The 17,557-nt window shown below is 45.6% G+C and carries 17 protein-coding genes; 8 read left to right on the top strand and 9 right to left on the bottom strand.

Annotated elements, in window-relative coordinates; genetic code table 11:
* Positions 1–132: 132 nt before the first annotated feature.
* Complete coding sequence (locus ACOJR9_RS18500; protein ID WP_420934337.1) at positions 133–1,356, bottom strand: polysaccharide deacetylase family protein; 1,224 nt, start codon at positions 1,354–1,356, stop codon at positions 133–135.
* A gap of 50 nt (positions 1,357–1,406) precedes the next feature.
* Between ACOJR9_RS18500 and ACOJR9_RS18495 the strand changes: the two genes are divergently transcribed.
* The gene (locus ACOJR9_RS18495; protein ID WP_420934336.1) at positions 1,407–2,753 is read left to right on the top strand and encodes an MATE family efflux transporter; all 1,347 of its coding nucleotides are present in this window, start codon (positions 1,407–1,409) and stop codon (positions 2,751–2,753) included.
* 77 nt (positions 2,754–2,830) lie between these two features.
* Here the strand turns inward: ACOJR9_RS18495 and ACOJR9_RS18490 are convergent, their stop codons facing one another.
* From ACOJR9_RS18490 to nfuA, 4 genes are all read right to left on the bottom strand, one after another.
* Complete coding sequence (locus ACOJR9_RS18490; protein ID WP_032095298.1) at positions 2,831–3,214, bottom strand: VOC family protein; 384 nt, start codon at positions 3,212–3,214, stop codon at positions 2,831–2,833.
* 94 nt (positions 3,215–3,308) lie between these two features.
* Positions 3,309–4,004 (bottom strand): aspartate/glutamate racemase family protein, encoded by a 696-nt coding sequence (locus ACOJR9_RS18485; protein WP_420934335.1) that lies wholly within the window; start codon positions 4,002–4,004, stop codon positions 3,309–3,311.
* A gap of 266 nt (positions 4,005–4,270) precedes the next feature.
* Complete coding sequence (locus tag ACOJR9_RS18480; protein WP_420934334.1) at positions 4,271–4,504, bottom strand: hypothetical protein; 234 nt, start codon at positions 4,502–4,504, stop codon at positions 4,271–4,273.
* Between the two features lie 20 nt (positions 4,505–4,524).
* On the bottom strand, positions 4,525–5,103 hold the full coding sequence (gene nfuA / locus ACOJR9_RS18475; RefSeq protein WP_163106077.1) for a Fe-S biogenesis protein NfuA: 579 nt from the start codon (positions 5,101–5,103) through the stop codon (positions 4,525–4,527).
* Positions 5,104–5,312: 209 nt separating this feature from the next.
* Here nfuA and ACOJR9_RS18470 point away from each other — a divergent pair, with 209 nt between their 5' ends.
* Positions 5,313–7,904, top strand: a complete 2,592-nt coding sequence (locus ACOJR9_RS18470; protein WP_420936177.1) for a M14 family zinc carboxypeptidase — start codon at positions 5,313–5,315, stop codon at positions 7,902–7,904.
* A 102-nt stretch (positions 7,905–8,006) separates the two neighbouring features.
* Here the strand turns inward: ACOJR9_RS18470 and ACOJR9_RS18465 are convergent, their stop codons facing one another.
* Entirely contained in the window at positions 8,007–8,513 is a 507-nt protein-coding gene (locus ACOJR9_RS18465) for a ComF family protein (RefSeq protein WP_420934333.1), read from the bottom strand.
* A gap of 339 nt (positions 8,514–8,852) precedes the next feature.
* Here ACOJR9_RS18465 and bioH point away from each other — a divergent pair, with 339 nt between their 5' ends.
* The 3 genes from bioH (at position 8,853) to ACOJR9_RS18450 (ending at position 11,249) form a co-directional block, all read left to right on the top strand.
* Entirely contained in the window at positions 8,853–9,677 is an 825-nt protein-coding gene (gene bioH, locus ACOJR9_RS18460) for a pimeloyl-ACP methyl ester esterase BioH (protein ID WP_420934332.1), read from the top strand.
* Between the two features lie 153 nt (positions 9,678–9,830).
* On the top strand, positions 9,831–10,130 hold the full coding sequence (locus tag ACOJR9_RS18455; RefSeq protein WP_420934331.1) for a hypothetical protein: 300 nt from the start codon (positions 9,831–9,833) through the stop codon (positions 10,128–10,130).
* Positions 10,131–10,145: 15 nt separating this feature from the next.
* Positions 10,146–11,249: a putative metalloprotease CJM1_0395 family protein gene (locus ACOJR9_RS18450; RefSeq protein WP_420934330.1), complete on the top strand. Its 1,104-nt coding sequence runs from the start codon at positions 10,146–10,148 to the stop codon at positions 11,247–11,249.
* 69 nt (positions 11,250–11,318) lie between these two features.
* Here the strand turns inward: ACOJR9_RS18450 and ACOJR9_RS18445 are convergent, their stop codons facing one another.
* Both ACOJR9_RS18445 and greB read right to left on the bottom strand, forming a co-directional pair.
* On the bottom strand, positions 11,319–13,670 hold the full coding sequence (locus tag ACOJR9_RS18445) for a Tex family protein (protein ID WP_420934329.1): 2,352 nt from the start codon (positions 13,668–13,670) through the stop codon (positions 11,319–11,321).
* 171 nt (positions 13,671–13,841) lie between these two features.
* Complete coding sequence (greB, locus tag ACOJR9_RS18440; protein ID WP_420934328.1) at positions 13,842–14,327, bottom strand: transcription elongation factor GreB; 486 nt, start codon at positions 14,325–14,327, stop codon at positions 13,842–13,844.
* Positions 14,328–14,574: 247 nt separating this feature from the next.
* Between greB and ACOJR9_RS18435 the strand changes: the two genes are divergently transcribed.
* Positions 14,575–14,844 (top strand): hypothetical protein, encoded by a 270-nt coding sequence (locus ACOJR9_RS18435; RefSeq protein ID WP_420934327.1) that lies wholly within the window; start codon positions 14,575–14,577, stop codon positions 14,842–14,844.
* A gap of 376 nt (positions 14,845–15,220) precedes the next feature.
* On the opposite strand, the gene fkpA is transcribed toward ACOJR9_RS18435, so the two are convergent.
* A complete protein-coding gene (fkpA, locus tag ACOJR9_RS18430; protein ID WP_420934326.1) occupies positions 15,221–16,006 on the bottom strand; it encodes an FKBP-type peptidyl-prolyl cis-trans isomerase in 786 nt (261 codons plus the stop codon).
* A gap of 151 nt (positions 16,007–16,157) precedes the next feature.
* Between fkpA and ACOJR9_RS18425 the strand changes: the two genes are divergently transcribed.
* Positions 16,158–17,135 (top strand): WD40 repeat domain-containing protein, encoded by a 978-nt coding sequence (locus tag ACOJR9_RS18425; protein ID WP_420934325.1) that lies wholly within the window; start codon positions 16,158–16,160, stop codon positions 17,133–17,135.
* A 75-nt stretch (positions 17,136–17,210) separates the two neighbouring features.
* Positions 17,211–17,477 (top strand): SlyX family protein, encoded by a 267-nt coding sequence (locus ACOJR9_RS18420; RefSeq protein WP_420934324.1) that lies wholly within the window; start codon positions 17,211–17,213, stop codon positions 17,475–17,477.
* Positions 17,478–17,557: the final 80 nt, after the last annotated feature.

The raw sequence follows: 17,557 nt of genomic DNA, 5'->3' as shown, positions 1-17,557 counted from the left end.
ACGCGCGTTTTTAAGCGAGATATTAATCACACTAGTTGATGCAAAGAGAGCCTTTTTAAAGGCTCTCACTGTTTTAAGCTATTGCAGATCAATGCGTTTGTTAATCAATGCGTTTGTTAATCAGTGCACTTGTTAATCAGGGTAGCGGCCATTATCATTTGCCAAGAAAAACGGCATAGAATACCAATAGAAACGACCTGCCATGGTTTTCGACGGTGCGGTGCAGTTTACTCTTGAGCGGCCAACGGGCAGCGTGCTCTCTATGGCAAAGCTTACCTTTTCTCCATCCACATGAGTTTTTATATTGTTACCAGAGTAGAAGCAGTTCACTTGGTTTAGGCTAACATCTTCTTCATCTATGGTGAGTGTTATCGTGTCAGATAGGGTATTACTGCGCACTCGAGGCTCAGGATGCGTTGTATGCACCACTGGCATGGCAAGACTGTTTAATTTGGTTTTCAATGTTTTGAGGTTTGCGTAAGGGCCCGCAGCTGGGAAGCGAGGTAATGCAAGAAGGTTACTGGTTTCACCCACTGCACCAGAGTGTTGACCAAAGCCCACATAGCCATTTTCTTCAAGTTTTGCTGCCAGCGCTAAATTATACTCTCCAAACGGGTAAGCAAGGTATTTAAGGCTGACACCCAGTTCACTGTCTATTTTCTTTTCTGCAGCTTCAACATTCTCAAACACACGCTCAAGCCAGTTCTCATCGGTAAATTCATCATTAAGCATGTGCAGGTGATCTAGGGTGTGATTCGCAAAAATAACGCCTTCACCCTGCATCCTCTTCACTTCTTCCCAAGTAAGCTGTTGCGGTGCTACGCCAATTTCATTTGGATTAATAAATACCGTATACGAGAAGTTCAATTTCATCAGAATTGGGTGGGCGTTTTCTAAAATATTGGCATAACCATCGTCAAAAGTAATAGCCACGGCATCTTTTGGCAGCGGTTTACTCTCTACAATAGCATTGACAATGTCGGTAAGGGGCAACACTGTGTGATTGTTGGCTATGTATTCCATGTGCGACTTGAAAGTGTCCGGTGTCACACTGGTGCTCGACGGCGTTTGTGTGGAAACGTGATGATAAAGCAATATTGCCGCATTGGTCATTTGAGTTGATGAAGGTACTTTCTCAGACGCCCTGTCTTTTGATGAGCTTTCTTTTATAGCATTGTCTTTTATGGAGCTAGTGCTTTGGCCTGACTTAGTTTCAAATGCTATAGATTCAGTGGGTAAGTACACAGATGCTGAGAAACAGTGAAATGACAGCAGCGTGAAAAGCGCGATGCAAACACGCAGGCCACTTAGTGCTGCGAATGGGAATTTACGACCTCTGTTCAGCGTTACTAGCATGGTACACTTCTCCTTATTGAGCCAACTTTAGTCTATATTCGAGAGCCTTGATGTCAACTGCCACCGGACAGCCAACACCATTGTGGTTTGATCATACACGTTTGCTTGCACTCGCACTGCCCATGATCTTAGCCAATATTACCACACCGCTTTTGGGTTTAGTCGACACCGCGGTATTAGGCCATATGCAAGTGCCGGCAATGTTAGCCGGTGCCTCAATCGGAGCACTTATTCTTACTCAAATTTACTGGGTTTGCGGCTTTTTGCGTATGTCTTCCACAGGGTTGAGTGCGCAGGCAAAAGGAAGCGGCAATCCCAAAGTAGAGTCTGCCAAAGTACTTTGGCAAACCACTGCCTTTTCTTGCATCCTCGGTCTTATTATTTTGCTACTACAGCAGCCCATACTGCATGCTGGCTTAGCGTTAACTCAGCCAAATGACAGCGTGGCTAACTACCTAAATGCGTATTTTAGTACTCGGGTTTGGGGCGCTCCAGCAGCCATGCTTAATTTAGTGTTAATAGGCTGGCTGGTGGGGCAGCAAAAAACCAAGCAGGTAATGATTATTCAAATAATGGGTAATTTGCTAAATGCTGGATTAGATATCGCTTTTGTTTACGGGCTTGGCTTTTCTGTGGCCGGTGTTGCTCTTGCCAGCGTCATTGCTGAGTACAGCATGATGGCGATGGCACTTTATCTTGCCCTCAATCAAGTGAAGGGGGTGCATATTGCCCGAGCCTGGTTTAACCGCGCGGCGCGCAGAGTGTTAATGAAGCTCAACGGGGATATGTTAATTCGCAATTTGGCACTGCAAGGTTGCCTAGCCTTTCTGACCATTCAAGGGGCGCGATATGGCGAAACATCCGCCGCCGTTAACGCCATTTTAATGCAGTTTTTCGTACTGATTGCGCTGGGGCTAGATGGCATCGCCTACGGTGTTGAAGCGCTTGTGGGCGAGGCAAAAGGGGCGAAAGACGCTGATGAAATTAAGCGAAGAACCTATCAAGGGCTATTTTGGTCTTCCTTGTTTGCCATTGCCTATAGCCTGGTTTTCTATGCGTTTGGCGACGGGATTATCCGTTTGCTTACTGAACATGGCGACATCGTTGACGCTGCGCTACCTTATCTTCCACTCATGGTGTTGCTGCCGGTATTGGCGCATTGGTGTTTTTTGTTTGATGGTGTATTTGTTGGGTTAACGAGGGCGTCATCTATGCGCAACACCATGGTTATTAGTGCACTTTGTGTGTATTTTCCAATATGGTTTTTTACCCAGCAAGCGGGGAATGCAAGCTTGTGGTACGCATTGATAGCTTTTCTGTTTGCTAGAGGTATAACGTTAGGTGCAAGCTTTAATCGATTAGCAGCTAACGACCAACTGTGTAAAAGTGATTCATAGCCTAGCATCGAATAGGGTTTGCGCAGTAAGGATAAGCGCAGTAAGAGCATGCTCACTGCGCCTAAGTCGTTAGCGCGCTACTTTTTAATGATATGGGTGGCGCAAAGCTTGTTACCCGTTGGGTCACGTAAGTAAGCAAGGTATAGCTGGCGGTCGTCATTACCACGAATGCCCGGTGGGTCTTCACACACCACGCCACCGTTTTCACTACCTACCTTAAACCATTCATCAACTAATTCTGGCGAGCTCGCGGCTAAGCCTATTGTAGAGCCGTTGCCGTGAGTGGCTTCTTCGCCATTAATGGGCTTTGTCAGTGCTAATATCCCTTTTGGCGTGAAATAGAATAAGCGACCGTGCTCATCATAAACGCCGGCGTCATAACCAAACACGGCTAACGTGGCATCATAAAACTTTTTAGATGCGTCTAGATCGTTTGCACCTATCATTAAATGGCTAAACATCTTGTGTCCTCTTTTATTATTTATAAAAAATCAGACTATTAGGAGCGAAGTGCCCTCAATAACAGAATGATTAATTTATTATTCTGTGGCGCGTTTATACCTCCACTGCAAAATCGACGGCAGCAGTAGCGTGTATAGCGGTTGTATCGTAAAGGCGGATTGCGGTATGGCTTTGTTGTACTAGCAATGCAATTTCAGTGCAGCCAAGAATTACGCCCTCTGCACCTTCAGATGCAAGTCCGTCGATAATGTTAATATACGCTTTACGAGACTCAGTGCAAATCACGCCCTTGCATAATTGTTCATAAATGACGTTGTGAATAATGTCCCGCTCATGTTGCGGTGGAATAACCACATCAATATCAAAATTCGACATTAAGCGTTCGGTATAAAAAGTCTGTTCCATGGTGAATTTTGTGCCAAGCAAACCTACCTTTTTCACGCTATCGTTAACGAGCACTTCGCCAGTTGCGTCTGCAATATGTAATAAAGGAATGGATAGGTTGCTTGCCACCTGATCAGCGACTTTGTGCATTGTATTGGTACAAATCACAATAGCGTCTGCGCCGGCCATAGCTAGAGCCTTGGCTTCACGGCGCAGTAATTCTGACATTTCAGACCACGCTTCAGCGCGTTGCAAACGCTCTATCTCAGCAAAGTCTACGCTGCTAAGCAGAATTTTAGCACTGTGAAAGCCGCCAAGTTTTTCGTTTACAGCGCGATTTATCATCTGATAATAACTCACTGTTGATTCCCAGCTCATGCCGCCAATTAGGCCTAACTTTTTCATCAAATATTATCTAATGGTGAATGGGGTGTTATTAAGAACATTGCAACGTACTACAGGTTAATGCAAGTGCCAAAATGCAAGTGTCAAAATGCAAGCGTGAAGCCCACAAGATGAGGGAAATGAAAGAAAGGACAATGCAAATTCAAAAAAGGTGGTGTAGCCAGACTCTGTTGACACGTTATATGTCATCGCTGAGTGTTAAATGACTACGCCGTGGCATTGCGTTTGGAGGCTTTAGATCATCAAACGTTGAGATCTGCAGAGCTTTAACCCTCAGGTGGCCGTTTGGCATTTTTCAACGAAGCAAAGCGTTGCAAAAAAATACCCAGATAGCCCCACATAGAATAAGCAAAGCCACATAGCAATACCGCTAGAGAGACATAGTGAAGGGCAATATGGATATCACTGATGGAAAAAAGTAGCACAGCGCCAGCAACGAAAATAGTGAGGCCTATTTTAAATCGCTGCCAGCTTGTGTGAATATCTGGTGTGGGTATCAAGTGTTACACCTGCGCCAGATTTAGTAGTAAGAGTGCTCGCCAGCTTCGTGCTCTGTAGCATCCCGTACGCCGTTTAATTCACCAGCGAATTGCTCAAGCATTTGCTTTTCAATGCCGTCTTTCAAGGTAACATCTACCATTGAGCAACCGTTGCAACCGCCGCCAAATTGGAGGATAGCGAAGCCATCATCAGTAATTTCCGTCAGTACAACCTGGCCACCATGATTAGCCAACTGAGGATTGATTTCTGATTCAATCATATAATTTATGCGCTCTACAAGAGGCGCATCATCGGCTACTTTTCTTGCCTTGGCGTTAGGTGCTTTCAACGTAAGCTGGGAGCCCATTTGATCGGTTACATAATCAATTTCAGCTTCTTCGAGATACGGCGCGCTCTCTTCGTCAACAACGGCATCAAAACCGTTAAACTCTAGTTTAGTGTCAGTGTCCTCGACGGCATCTGGCGGACAATAAGACACACCACATTCAGCCGACGAGGTGCCTGGGTTTACGACGAATACACGAATATTCGTGCCAGACTCTTGTTTACTCAGCAGTTTTGCGAAGTGAGACTGGGCTTCTTCTGATATAGTTATCATCGGCAAGTCCTATAGTATTCAAAAAGTGTTCAAAATTTGGTGCATTGTACCAAATTTACCTGACTAAAACAGTCAAGTATTAATTAAAAATTTAGAACATGTTGATAGTTAAAACCTTACTTTCAACATGCCATTATGAAACAACAAGACGGGGAAGCGCTATGCTAGCGAATTTGTATAACACCGCCAAAAAAACACACCTTCGACGGATGACCGCGATATTGATAAGCTCACTTGTGTGTATGTCTGCAAGCGCATCAACAATTACCATTGAGCCTGATAAAGGCGGAATGCCTGTACAGGCCTATTTACCTAAAACGGTAACCTACGACCCTGCTATTCCTACACCCGAGTCGGTTTTAGGGGCTCATCTTGGCGAATGGCATGTACGTCATGATCAGTTAGTTAATTACATGTACACGTTAGCGCAAAAATCTGACCGTATCACCATTGAGGAAACCGGACGTACCCACGAAAACCGTCCCTTGTTGCTACTCACCATTACCGCACCGTCAAACCGTGACAATCTCGATGCCATGCGAGATGCACACATCAAGATTTTAGATAAAGGAAATGTTCCTTCAAGCGATGCTCCTCTAATTTTCTACATGGGTTACAGCATTCATGGAAACGAGCCCTCAGGTGCGAATGCGTCCCTTGCCCTCGCCTATTATCTTGCAGCGGGTCAAGGTGAAGAAATCGACGAGTTGTTAAATAAGAATATTGTGCTGCTCGACCCGTCTTTCAACCCCGACGGACTGTCTCGTTTTGCTCAGTGGGCAAATATGCATAAGGGTAAACAGCTAGTTGCCGACAGTAATCATAGAGAGCACGACGAAGGCTGGCCTTCAGGCAGAACAAATCACTATTGGTTCGACTTAAACCGCGATTGGCTGCTTTTGGCGCATCCGGAATCTCAAGCGCGAATTAAGCAATTTCACAAGTGGCGTCCCCACGTATTAACCGACTTCCACGAAATGGGGACCGACAGCACCTATTTCTTCCAACCCGGTGTACGCTCGCGCAAAAATCCGCTTACCCCAGATGAAAACGTGACGCTTACTGAAGCCATTGCTGATCACCATGCGGCGGCATTTGATGCCAAAGGCCAGCTTTATTTTACCGAAGAAGCATTTGATGATTTTTATGCGGGGAAAGGCTCTACGTACCCAGACTTACATGGCAGCATTGGGATCCTTTTTGAGCAAGCGAGCTCGCGCGGTCACCTGCAGTCTTCTATTAATGGCGACTTGGCCTTCAGCGATACTATCGAAAATCAAATTACCACGTCGCTCAGTACGTTTAGAGGCGCAATCGCTAATAAAGCGGCCATACTTGATTACCAAGCGGGCTTTGTAAATAGCACAAAGGCGTTGGCAAAAGATGATGAAACCTTCGGTTTTGTGGTTAGTGCATCAAACGACAGTGCACGCTTTTTGGCGTTTACTCACTTACTAGACCAGCACGGTATCACCTATGATGTGATGACCAAAAACGCCACTATTAACGATGTTAGTTATAAGGCCAACAACGCTATTTTCGTACCGACGGCGCAGCCTCAATACCGCTTAGTAAAATCGATTTTTTCAACACAAACATCCTTTGAGAACAATACGTTTTACGATGTGTCTACGTGGAACTTAGCGCTTGCGTTTAACCTTGATTATTCCCCTGTAGAAAAGAGCGATATGCGCGGGACAAAGCGCACAACTGCTGCACAATACGACGGAAGCTTAGCGGCATTAGCGCTCCCTGAGATAAACGGCGACGCCTACGCATACGCATTCTCATGGCAGCCGTATTTTTCCCCTGCGTTACTACAATCGCTTTTAGAAGCAGGCGTTCAGGTGAGAAGTTCAGAGAAGCCTTTTGCAGCCGTGAAGTTTGACAACAGCGTGGTAGAGTTCCCAGCGGGCAGTATTGTTGTACCTACAGGTCTTGAGCAGCCTGCCAACATTGCAGCGATTATCGAGGGAGTATCGCAGAAAATGCAGGTGCCGGTGCATAGCTTAAAAAGTGGTTTAACACCTACAGGTAGTGACTTAGGCAGCCGCAGTATGGCGCCCATTAAAGAGCCGCGGGTTATTATTGTGGGCGGTGAAGGCACTCGTGAATACGATGTGGGTGAAATTTGGCATTATTTCGACACCAAAATTGGACTGTCAGCGAGTATTGTAGAGCAACAAAACTTGCTAAACGCATTGCGCGATAACAGCGTTACCTATACGCACATTATCTTCCCTAACGGTCGCTACGACTTTTCTGAAACACAGGGCCTAGCACTGAAGCGTTGGGTTGAGGCCGGTGGTGTTGCCATAGGTCAAAAGTCAGCGTTACGTTATTTTGCTGATAACAACTGGTTAGACATTGACGTTGTAAACCGCGATGTTGTGGATAATGCCTATGATGAAAGTAGTCTTGCATACGGTGATGGTTCGGCGCTTTATGCTAAAAAGCTAGTTGCGGGCGCAATTTACGAGGCCAATATTGACATCACGCATCCACTGTTTTACGGCTACACCAACAACACGCTGCCGCTGTTTAAAACGAGCAACATGATTGTGAAAAATGAGTATTCGCCCTTTACCACTCCGGCGCGTTATACAAAAGGCCCACTAATGGCAGGATTCAGTGATACAGCCATGGTTGCGCTATTAGCCGAAACGCCAGCGGTTATTGCAGAGAAGCTAGGGCGCGGTGTTGTTATAGGCTTTACGGATAACACTCAGTTTAGAGGCTATTGGTATGGCACTAACAAGATGTTAGCGAATGCTATTTATCAGTCTCACTTCATCCGCTAATAGCGTTTAAGTGAGTGGTTAAATAAGTCGTTAAAATAAGCGGCTAAAAGAGCAATTTAAGACGTGGCGAGGTTAGCGTTTGTTAGCGCCGTCATGTCTTTATTAATAATGGTATAAGGTGCTTTTAGGCGGTGGGGTAAATGTCATCGCCCACACTTGTATTTTGACTTTTGGGAAGCGATGTAGCAATAATCTGCTAAGCACGTTTACTGTCACGCCGGTTGTAACTACGTCATCTACAATAGCCACAACAAACTCATCACTTTTTTCCGTGACAACTTTACTCATAGCACGTGATGTCAATGCGAATGCATGCTCAGCGTTTTTTTTCCTTTGTGATTTTGATAGCTGGTGCTGAGTGCTTGAACCTGTTCTTATGGCCCACTGATGCAGGCACGGAATACCTAAGCCCTTACCAATAAATTCGGCCATAACGCTGGCTTGATTGTAATGCCGTTTGGCAAGTCGCCATGCACTAATGGGTACGGGAAGAAGCAAATCAGGCACTGGAAGTGTGCAGTGTTGCTTTTTATCGACGAACCACTGGCTTAACATCTTGCCTGCAGCGAGAGAATGCATAAACTTAAACTGATGAATTAAAGATGACATTGGCCACGTGTGGAGTCCCAGAACGGACAATGAGTGATAGTGCCTATGAGTGACGTGGCGTCCCACTGGGCCAAATTCCAGAAGGTTGTTTCCGTGTATGTCATCGTTGAAAAAAAAGAGGTCGGACTCACACCATTGACACACTGGCGCAGGACTTGCCTGATAACATAGTAGGCATGAAAGGTTCATCGAAGACTCCACCAGTTTTTAAACGTATTTTGTTCAATGTGCTTTTTACTAAAGCGCTATTTATTAAAGTGCTATTCACCGTAAAAGATTGGCCTTTTTCTACATTGTCTTTTTTCGCTCACGACACGACTCACGAACAAGAGGTGTAAAATGGAAAGTTTGCAGACAAACGACGCGCTTGTCACCCGTACTCATGGTACTGATCTCAACGATTCGAGAGCGGACCTAGTACTTCTTCACGGCTGGGGAATGAACAGCGGTGCTTTTTCTTCCTTTATTCCTTATTTGCAAGATCACTTTCGTGTTACCACCATCGACTTGCCTGGATTTGGTGAAAATGCACATCACCTTCCTGTTCCCTATACCGTAGAGTCATTGGCAAACATGATTAGCACACATTTACCCGAGCATTGTGTATTGGCAGGTTGGTCATTAGGTGGTTTGGTTGCGCAAAAAATAGCCATTGAAGCGCCGCAACAATTAACAGGTCTTATTACAATTGCTTCAACGCCTCGCTTCAGCGCTGGACCTTGTTGGCCCGGTATTGCAAAAGATTTACTCACTATGTTTGAAGCCCAGCTGGAAAAGAACTACAGCAAAACCTTAGAGCGTTTTCTTGCTATTCAAGCGATGGGAAGTGCGACGGCGAAAAATGATATCAAGACAATAAGAGAACATGTTACACAGTATCCTGAGCCAGCAGAAGAAGCGTTAAAGCGCGGGCTTGGTATTCTTGCAAATGAAGATTTAAGGCAAGTTGTTGGTCGTATATCGGTCCCAACGCTTCGATTATATGGGCGATTAGATAGTCTTGTTCCCACTGCGGGAATAGACCGGATTTGTGAGCTTCACCCGCAGGCCGATGCAGTGGTTTTGCCCCATGCCTCTCATGCTCCGTTTATCTCACATCCACAGCAAACTGCTGACATAGTAACGAGTTTCGTGGCCAATCTACAGCAGCAGAGGGCGTCGTAGTCGTCATCGTGTTCGCCCTTAAGCCGCTTTAGGTAAAAGCGGCCGTACAAAAATTCACTACAGGTACAGGGACTTAGTGCTAAAGCCCCCGTGAGTACTTTATCTTTTCCTCTTATTGGTTAATAATTGCACATAAGAGGGTAGGAGAAGTATATGTCTGATGTAAGTGGCGTCACACTCAATTCTGCGTTTTCTGCAGGACAATTCGGTTTGCAGCGTGCCAGCGATGGTATGACGCAGGCTGCGTCCAATATCGCCCAACAGACTGCAGGTCGCCAGCAAGAGTTAGGCGGTACATACAGAGCGGCTCTTTACCGAATTCATCACAAAAAGCGCCCGCTAATATTACTTCCGACCTTATCTCGCTCAACGTCAACAGTCTCAATGCACAGGCATCGGCAAAAGTACTTGATGTGGCAAACGATACGCTTGGCACCATTATCGACACACTAGCGTAGGAACACACCAGTGAATTTTGTAGCGCCTATTCTTACCGCTATAGCGTATCCCACTGCGAATACGAACACTGAGTCTGCCCGTCGAGATAACGTTCAGCGCGAAACTATTCCAAAAACCGGCGATGCAGAGCAAGGCGAGTCGCAAAAAGGCCTGGGTTCAGAGGCTGATAAGGCACGTAGCCCAGGTTTACCTCAACCTCCTGTCACCTACGACCGTCCACAAATTCAGACAGACCTTCAAGCTGCGTTTCAAAATGTTTTTGGCCAAGAAAAGGACAACGGGCAAGATGAAAGTGCGGGCAAAGAAGGCGCTGAGCAAGAACAAAGAAACCAGCAGCAATCTGCACAGCCAGTACTAACGGAAGAAGATAAACAGGAAATTGAGGATCTCAAAGCCAGAGACCAAGAAGTGCGTACCCACGAGCAAGCGCATGCTGCTACTGGCGGACAATACGCTGGTTCTCCACAATACGAATACACAACAGGCCCAGATAATAAGCGTTATGTTACCGGCGGAGAGGTATCAATAGATATCTCAGAGGAGCCATCTGCCGAACAAACGTTGCGTAAAATGCAGCAAGTAAGAGCAGCAGCATTAGCGCCGGCACAGCCATCTTCTCAAGATTTGAAAGTCGCGGCAGAAGCTGCGCAAAAAGCGTTTGATGCTCGCAACGACATAGCAAAAGAAAACCGAGACACGTTACAGTCTAGTGACGACGCTAGCACTGTAGAAGGTGTTAATTCTGTCAAAGGTGTTAGTGCCAATGGCGCTGTAAGTGAATCAGAGCCTAGCGGTCAAGGTCCTAGCGCTCAAGGTCCTAGCTCTCAAGGTATAGGCGCTCAGGGTGTTGGCGCGTTAAACCCTAGCGAAATTACTCTTCCCGCTATAGATGTGGCTCCACCGAGTATTGATGAAATTACTGATAGCGCAGGGGTGGACACCCCTACCAGACGTTTAGATGAAGCTAACTTCACGTCTCAAGCACAGGCGTCAGAAGTTAAGTCGTTAGAGTCACAAGAGAGCAGCGCCATGCAGGCGCGCATAGGTCGCATTCAAAATCTCTACACTCAAGCTTACACACCATCCCGTGAAGGTCTTTCACTACAAGCTTAACGGCTAACATAAAAAAAGGGGCTTTGCGTTTCCGCTAAGCCCCTTTTTTACGTTACAGAAAGTCCTTACTTACTTTTTAGCTTTCGCAAGTGCATCAGCAAAGGCGTTGCCCATTGCACTATTTTGTTGAGGCTTTGCATTGCGATGTTGTCCGCCTCGCTGATCGCCCTTATGCACATTGTGATTTGAACGTGGCCCTTTATCCTGCTTTAAGCGACTGTCTCTGGCGTTGTTAGCATCGCCGCCAGACGGCATGGGCGTATCTTCAAGGCGCATGGTAAATGAAATGCGTTTACGCGCCACATCCACTTCCATCACTTTTACTTTGACAATGTCACCTGCTTTGACCACTTCGCGAGGGTCTGAGATAAACTTGTTGGTCAGTGCTGAAATATGCACTAGGCCATCTTGGTGAACACCTACATCTACAAAAGCGCCAAAGTTGGCTACATTACTTACCACGCCTTCAAGGATCATTCCCGGCGTTAAGTCGGTAATTTTTTCTACGCCTTCTTTAAATGAGGCCGTTTTAAATTCTGGACGAGGGTCGCGACCTGGTTTTTCAAGCTCTTTAAATATGTCTCTAACCGTAGGAATACCGAAGTCATCATTAGTAAACGTCTCGGGAGACAAGCTCTTCAGAAGTTCTGTATTCCCAATAAGGTCATTTACCGCCACTGCTGCCGTATCCACAATGTTGTCTACCACAGGATAAGCTTCAGGGTGAACCGAAGAGGCATCTAGTGGGTTACTTCCGTTTACAATGCGTAAAAAACCAGCTGCTTGTTCATAAGCTTTAGGGCCTAAACGTTCAACGCTTAACAAATCTTTACGGTTTGAAAACGCGCCCTTGCTGTTTCTGAATTTTACAATATTGTGCGCTAATGTCTTATTTAGTCCTGAAACATAACTCAGCAAAGCAGGTGATGCTGTATTTAAATCAACACCGACTGCGTTCACACAATCTTCAATAACGCGGTCTAGTGACTTCCCAAGCTGACTTTGGCTTACATCATGCTGATATTGGCCTACGCCAATCGCCTTAGGCTCAATTTTTACCAACTCCGCCAGTGGGTCTTGTAAACGACGTGCAATAGAAACCGCGCCACGTAGAGAAACATCGAGGGATGGCAGCTCTTTTGATGCCAGTTCTGATGCCGAATACACTGAAGCACCTGCTTCGCTCACCATGATTTTTTGTGCGCCAAGATCGGGATTACTCTTCAAAACTTCGCCAACGAGCTTATCAGTTTCCCGAGAGCCAGTGCCATTACCAATACTAATAAGATCGACTTTATATTGTTTGCATAATGTGGCAAGTGTGCGACTTGATTTGTCCCATTGGTTTTGCGGTGCATGAGGGAATATTGTGTTGGTCGCTAATACTTTTCCGGTGCTATCTACAATGGCTACCTTTACCCCAGTACGCAAGCCAGGATCGAGTCCCATTGTTGTTTTAGCACCAGCCGGCGCGGCCATTAACAAGTCGTTTAGGTTTTTGGCAAATACATCAATGGCCTCTTTTTCAGCACGCTCTCGTAAGGCACTGAAAAGCTCGGTTTCCATATGAAGCCCAATTTTAATTTTCCACGTCCACTGTACAACTTGCGCTAAAAAATCGTCGGCGGAACGTCCGCGATGAGTAATCGCGTAATGCGAGGCAATAATATGCTCGCAATGAGATGGCCCTTTTTCTTCTTGCTGAGGGTCTGCATCTATCTGAATATGCAGTAATCCTTCGTTACGGCCTCTAAACATAGCGAGTGCCCGGTGTGAAGGCACCCCTTTGTATTTTTCGCTATGAGAAAAATAGTCTTTGTATTTTGCCGCCTCTTGCTCTTTTCCGGCGGCAACCACGCTTTTCAGGTGCGCGTTTTCAGTTAGGTACTGACGTATTTTTCCTAGCAGCGCTGCGTCTTCAGCAAAGCGTTCCATCAAGATAAAGCGAGCGCCTTCCAAAGCCGCTTTTGTATCGGCTACCCCTTTCTCTGCGTCTATAAATCGGTTTGCTGCTTCTTCGATGTTGGTGTCGGGGTTGTTAAATAACACATCAGCCAATGGCGATAAGCCTGCTTCAATCGCAATCTGCCCTTTGGTGCGACGACGAGGTTTAAACGGCAGATATAAGTCTTCAAGCGTAGTTTTGCTATCGGCATTGCCAATATTGGCTTTTAACTCGTCGGTAAGTTTACCTTGCTCGTCAATAGAGCGAAGGATAACGTCGCGGCGTTCTTCAAGTTCACGCAAATAGGTGAGCCGTTGCTCTAAATTTCTCAATTGCGTATCGTCGAGCCCTTCAGTGGCCTCTTTTCGGTAACGAGCAATAAAAGGGACAGTCGCCCCTCCATCGAGAAGTCTTACTGCTGCGTTGACTTGCGACGCTTGTACTGAAAGTTCTTCAGCAATTTTATTGATAATCATATATAGCCCAAAATACTATTGATGCGCTTTTGATAAAAGCGAGAAACCTGCAAGAACTTAACGCTCGTAATGCAGTGTTTGTATTGGAAATAATAACGGCGAGTATAGCATCGTCACGTTGCAAAAGTCGTCTTATCATCCGTTAGCTAACGGTTCGTGTTAGGCATGGCGCTAAATTTTATCGGTGGGGTCGTACCAAATTCTGTTTATCCACCATTCCTTTATGTCGGTCTCAGTTTTCACTACGAACTCGTCCTCTTCTTCTTTTCCTAAAAGCGCTCTTGCCATTGGTGAGTCGATAGAAATATAGTCTTTACGACCAAAAATTTCGTCGTAACCAGCCAGTCTGAGCTTTAATACCTTGCCCGCTTCGTTTTCTATTTCTACCCAAGCGCCGAAAAATACCTTACCTTCTTGTTGAGGATCGTAATCCACCACTTTCAGGTTTTCTAAGCATTTTCTTAAGTAACGAACACGACGATCTATCTCACGCAGCTTCTTTTTATTGTACTGATAGTCAGCATTTTCACTGCGATCGCCAAGGCTGGCTGCCCATGTGACTTTGCGGGTTATTTCTGGCCTTTCCTTACGCCACAACACATCTAGTTCGTTCCTGAGTTGAGTGTAGCCTTTTCGAGTGATAAGTGGAGTCTTCACAATATCCCGTCAATGAATAGTCGATGTTTTTCTACTGTATGTGGGTAATAACAAAAAACGCAATCCCCTATTATTGCAAAAAGCCCTTCACAAAAGGGTGATAGCGGAAGACATGAAATCAACATTCCCTCAGCAATGCTCAGAATAGTGAGCAAATTATAAAAACGAAAAGTTTCGGTGAATCAATGAACATAAACTTTTACTCACTTGTCAAAGTATAAATAGCGAACAATGTAAGGATGGTGTTATGCAAAACAAATTATCCGTGTTTTATCGTCAAAAACCCCACAATGATTCGCTCAATGTGAGCGGTACCATACTCGGGTTTATGGTGCTTCTAACCGGTGGGCTATTCCTATTTTACGCTTTTTTAGATATGATCGTACGTTTAGAAAGTATTCAGACTGTTCTCTACATATTTGCAGGCATAGCAATGTATAAAACAGGACAGTCACTGCTTAAGCACTTCGCCAGCTTTAAGTCGCACACCGAGCGCCGCCGCAGCCCCGGGCGCTAGAGCGCCCTGAGAGGAGCAGCCAGCCAAGGACGGAGTAGACAGTACTGAGCTGGGTTGAGTTTTGAGCTTTAAATCAAAACAGTCTAACCACCGCAGTTTAAGTCGAAAAAGTTACAAAAAAAGCCCGCTTCAAAGGTGATAATTCAAATCCTTGTACTATAGTTAAAGGGTGATTCGAGGCACCTAGCACATTGAAATATCCACTTTACTAATTGGATACAGACGTGGTTGAACACCACTCGCTCATAGGGAAAGGTAGGCATGGAACTAGCTGACTCACTAAAACAACAAAGCCGACGTAAATTAGCGTCGGCTTTCTCTTTTCAACAGGCTCTAGTTTTAAGACGAAGTTAACTTCCCCTTAACCAGCAAATTTTTACTCAGTTGGTGCTTCTGTTGCTGGTGCTTTTACTTCAAGCAGCTCAACATCAAAAATAAGTGTTGAGTTTGGCGTAATCGCTCCAGTAGCACGCTCACCGTAGGCAAGTTCTGACGGGATATGGAAGCGGTATTTAGCACCTTCCTTCATTAATTGAACACCCTCAGTCCAGCCAGGAATAACACGATTTAGTGGAAATTCAGCTGGCTCGCCTCTGTCATATGATGAGTCGAAAACAGTGCCATCTAGCAAGGTGCCACGGTAATGTACTTTAACCATGTCAGTAGCAGCAGGGCTGTTGCCTTCACCTTCTTCAAGCACTTCGTATTGTAAGCCTGATTCGGTAGTGGTTACGCCATCGCGCTCTGCATTTTCTGCAAGGTACGCAACACCGGCTTCAATATTCTTTTCTGCCGCTTGTGCCGCCATTTCTTGTTGCTTAGTACGCAACATTTCTTCGCCTTGTTGAGCAATTTGTTGGATCTGCTCTGGCGTAAACTTAAGCGTGTCGTTTAAACCGTCAGTAAAGCCTTGCTTAAGTGCGTCTTGATCTAGCGCTAAACCAAGTTGTTCTTGCTGCTCAGCTCGATTAGTCACAAATAAGCCCATGCTTGCACCCATTGCGTATGCTTGCTTTTGCGTATCTGTCATTTCTTCTGCTGCAACAGAAGATGCGTTGGCATTGTCTGCGCTGGCAGTTTTAGCCTCATCTGAAGTATTAGGCTGGCAAGCGAATAGTCCAAGCGCAGCTAGTGTTGATAAGGCAACGAGCGACTTCTGCATAAAACGTCTCCAATAATTTTTATCATCATGCTTCAATGTCTATACTGCTGCATCTAAGGCAGTGCGCACGATAGTTAAAGATGCGATATCCGTGCTATGTTAAACGTAGCGTTTACAAAGCGAAACCCATTTGATTATGTTTAGGTCCAAAATGTTCCTGAGATTATTATTACTCATCACAGCTATTTGCGGATCCGTAGGGTGTACGGTTCCTGATACTACGCCATTAAAGCAGTGGCGTCATGTTGAAGAAGGTGCATTTGCGGCAGACATTTCCGCAGACGGGACCATTGCCGTTGTCTCTGGAGTAGATAACGGTATTAACGTGTGGCGTATTGGTGATAGCGAACCTCTGTATCGTTGGGGGCATCAAAGCGAAGGTAATAATCTTGTAGTGTCGGTGCATATCAGCGCAGACAAGCGATTTGTTGTTACCGCAGACAGAGTTGCGTTTGCTTTGTGGGATATGGAAACTGGCGAGCCGGTTGGGTTTTGGCGAATAGATGAATCGAACATAAGAGATGTAGCCGTTACCAATAATGGCAGAGGAATACTCGTTGCCCGCTCAAGCGGCAAAGTCATGTTTTTTGAGCCCAGTACCCAGCGGCGTCTTGAGTTTTTGGGACATCAGGAAAAAGTGAACTCGATTGATATCTCGCCAAATGGCAAGTATGCGCTTACTGGTGGTAACGACTATCTTGCGTACTTATGGAGCACAGAGACTGGACAAATTTTACACACGTTTACTCACCCTACTCGGGTTACAAAGGTTGCGTTGGATGATGAAGGTCGATTTGCGTTTACTGCCGATAGTCAAAGTAAGTCGCAAATCTGGAATGTGCAAACCGGGCAACCCGTGAGCAGCCTAAATTACATTGCGCGGCAAAAAATATTTACCGATGTGGAGTTTTCAAAAGACGGTAAGTATTTACTTACCGGTTCGCCATCACGAAAAGCGTATCTGTGGGATATTGAAACGGGCGATCAAATTCAGTCTATTCAAGTAGCGGTGCGTGAAACAATATCGCCACCTACCTCAGTTGTGTATGGCGTTGGGTTCTTGCCAAATGGTAACATAGTCACAGAAAGTAGCAGTGGCTTAGCCGAAGTGTGGCAGCGAGAGCGATAGCCAGTAGTAGCAACATCATTTGCAGCAACGCGTTATAAAACGTGTGCTAAGCAGCAAAAAACCATAGAGAGCGCGATGACAAACACCCATAAAGATGAAGACAAGCGACTGGCAAAACTACAGGCGCAGTTGGACAGCGCCCATGAAAGTATTGAAGAACTGCAAACCAAAGTAGCTTTTCAAGAGTACACCATTGACTCATTAAACGACGCTTTGTCCTCTCAGCAAAAGCAGTTAGATGACTTGTTGTTTAAAGTTCGTCATGTTGTGGATAGAGTTAAGTCTATCGAGCCATCAAATATGGCGAAAGAGTCTGAGGAAACACCGCCGCCTCACTTTTAATTTATCGATTGAATATCGAGAAAATTCAGTGGTTTTTAGCCGCTGCGTAGTTCACAAGGAGCAAGTCCAGCACAGCTTGT

Source organism: Alteromonas ulvae (genome assembly GCF_048987005.1).
Lineage (GTDB): Bacteria > Pseudomonadota > Gammaproteobacteria > Enterobacterales > Alteromonadaceae > Alteromonas.
Note: the sequence above shows the minus strand (reverse complement) of the source record. Positions and strands in the feature narration are given on the sequence as shown.

Excerpts from the sequence above, each read along its gene's own strand:
- ACOJR9_RS18500 (WP_420934337.1), bottom strand. The coding sequence starts at position 1,356 with ATGCTAGTAACGCTGAACAGAGGTCGTAAATTCCCATTCGCAGCACTA.
- ACOJR9_RS18495 (WP_420934336.1), top strand. The coding sequence starts at position 1,407 with ATGTCAACTGCCACCGGACAGCCAACACCATTGTGGTTTGATCATACA.
- ACOJR9_RS18490 (WP_032095298.1), bottom strand. The coding sequence starts at position 3,214 with ATGTTTAGCCATTTAATGATAGGTGCAAACGATCTAGACGCATCTAAA.
- ACOJR9_RS18485 (WP_420934335.1), bottom strand. The coding sequence starts at position 4,004 with ATGAAAAAGTTAGGCCTAATTGGCGGCATGAGCTGGGAATCAACAGTG.
- nfuA (WP_163106077.1), bottom strand. The coding sequence starts at position 5,103 with ATGATAACTATATCAGAAGAAGCCCAGTCTCACTTCGCAAAACTGCTG.
- ACOJR9_RS18470 (WP_420936177.1), top strand. The coding sequence starts at position 5,313 with ATGACCGCGATATTGATAAGCTCACTTGTGTGTATGTCTGCAAGCGCA.
- ACOJR9_RS18465 (WP_420934333.1), bottom strand. The coding sequence starts at position 8,513 with ATGTCATCTTTAATTCATCAGTTTAAGTTTATGCATTCTCTCGCTGCA.
- bioH (WP_420934332.1), top strand. The coding sequence starts at position 8,853 with ATGGAAAGTTTGCAGACAAACGACGCGCTTGTCACCCGTACTCATGGT.
- ACOJR9_RS18455 (WP_420934331.1), top strand. The coding sequence starts at position 9,831 with ATGTCTGATGTAAGTGGCGTCACACTCAATTCTGCGTTTTCTGCAGGA.
- ACOJR9_RS18445 (WP_420934329.1), bottom strand. The coding sequence starts at position 13,670 with ATGATTATCAATAAAATTGCTGAAGAACTTTCAGTACAAGCGTCGCAA.
- ACOJR9_RS18435 (WP_420934327.1), top strand. The coding sequence starts at position 14,575 with ATGCAAAACAAATTATCCGTGTTTTATCGTCAAAAACCCCACAATGAT.
- fkpA (WP_420934326.1), bottom strand. The coding sequence starts at position 16,006 with ATGCAGAAGTCGCTCGTTGCCTTATCAACACTAGCTGCGCTTGGACTA.
- ACOJR9_RS18425 (WP_420934325.1), top strand. The coding sequence starts at position 16,158 with ATGTTCCTGAGATTATTATTACTCATCACAGCTATTTGCGGATCCGTA.
- ACOJR9_RS18420 (WP_420934324.1), top strand. The coding sequence starts at position 17,211 with ATGACAAACACCCATAAAGATGAAGACAAGCGACTGGCAAAACTACAG.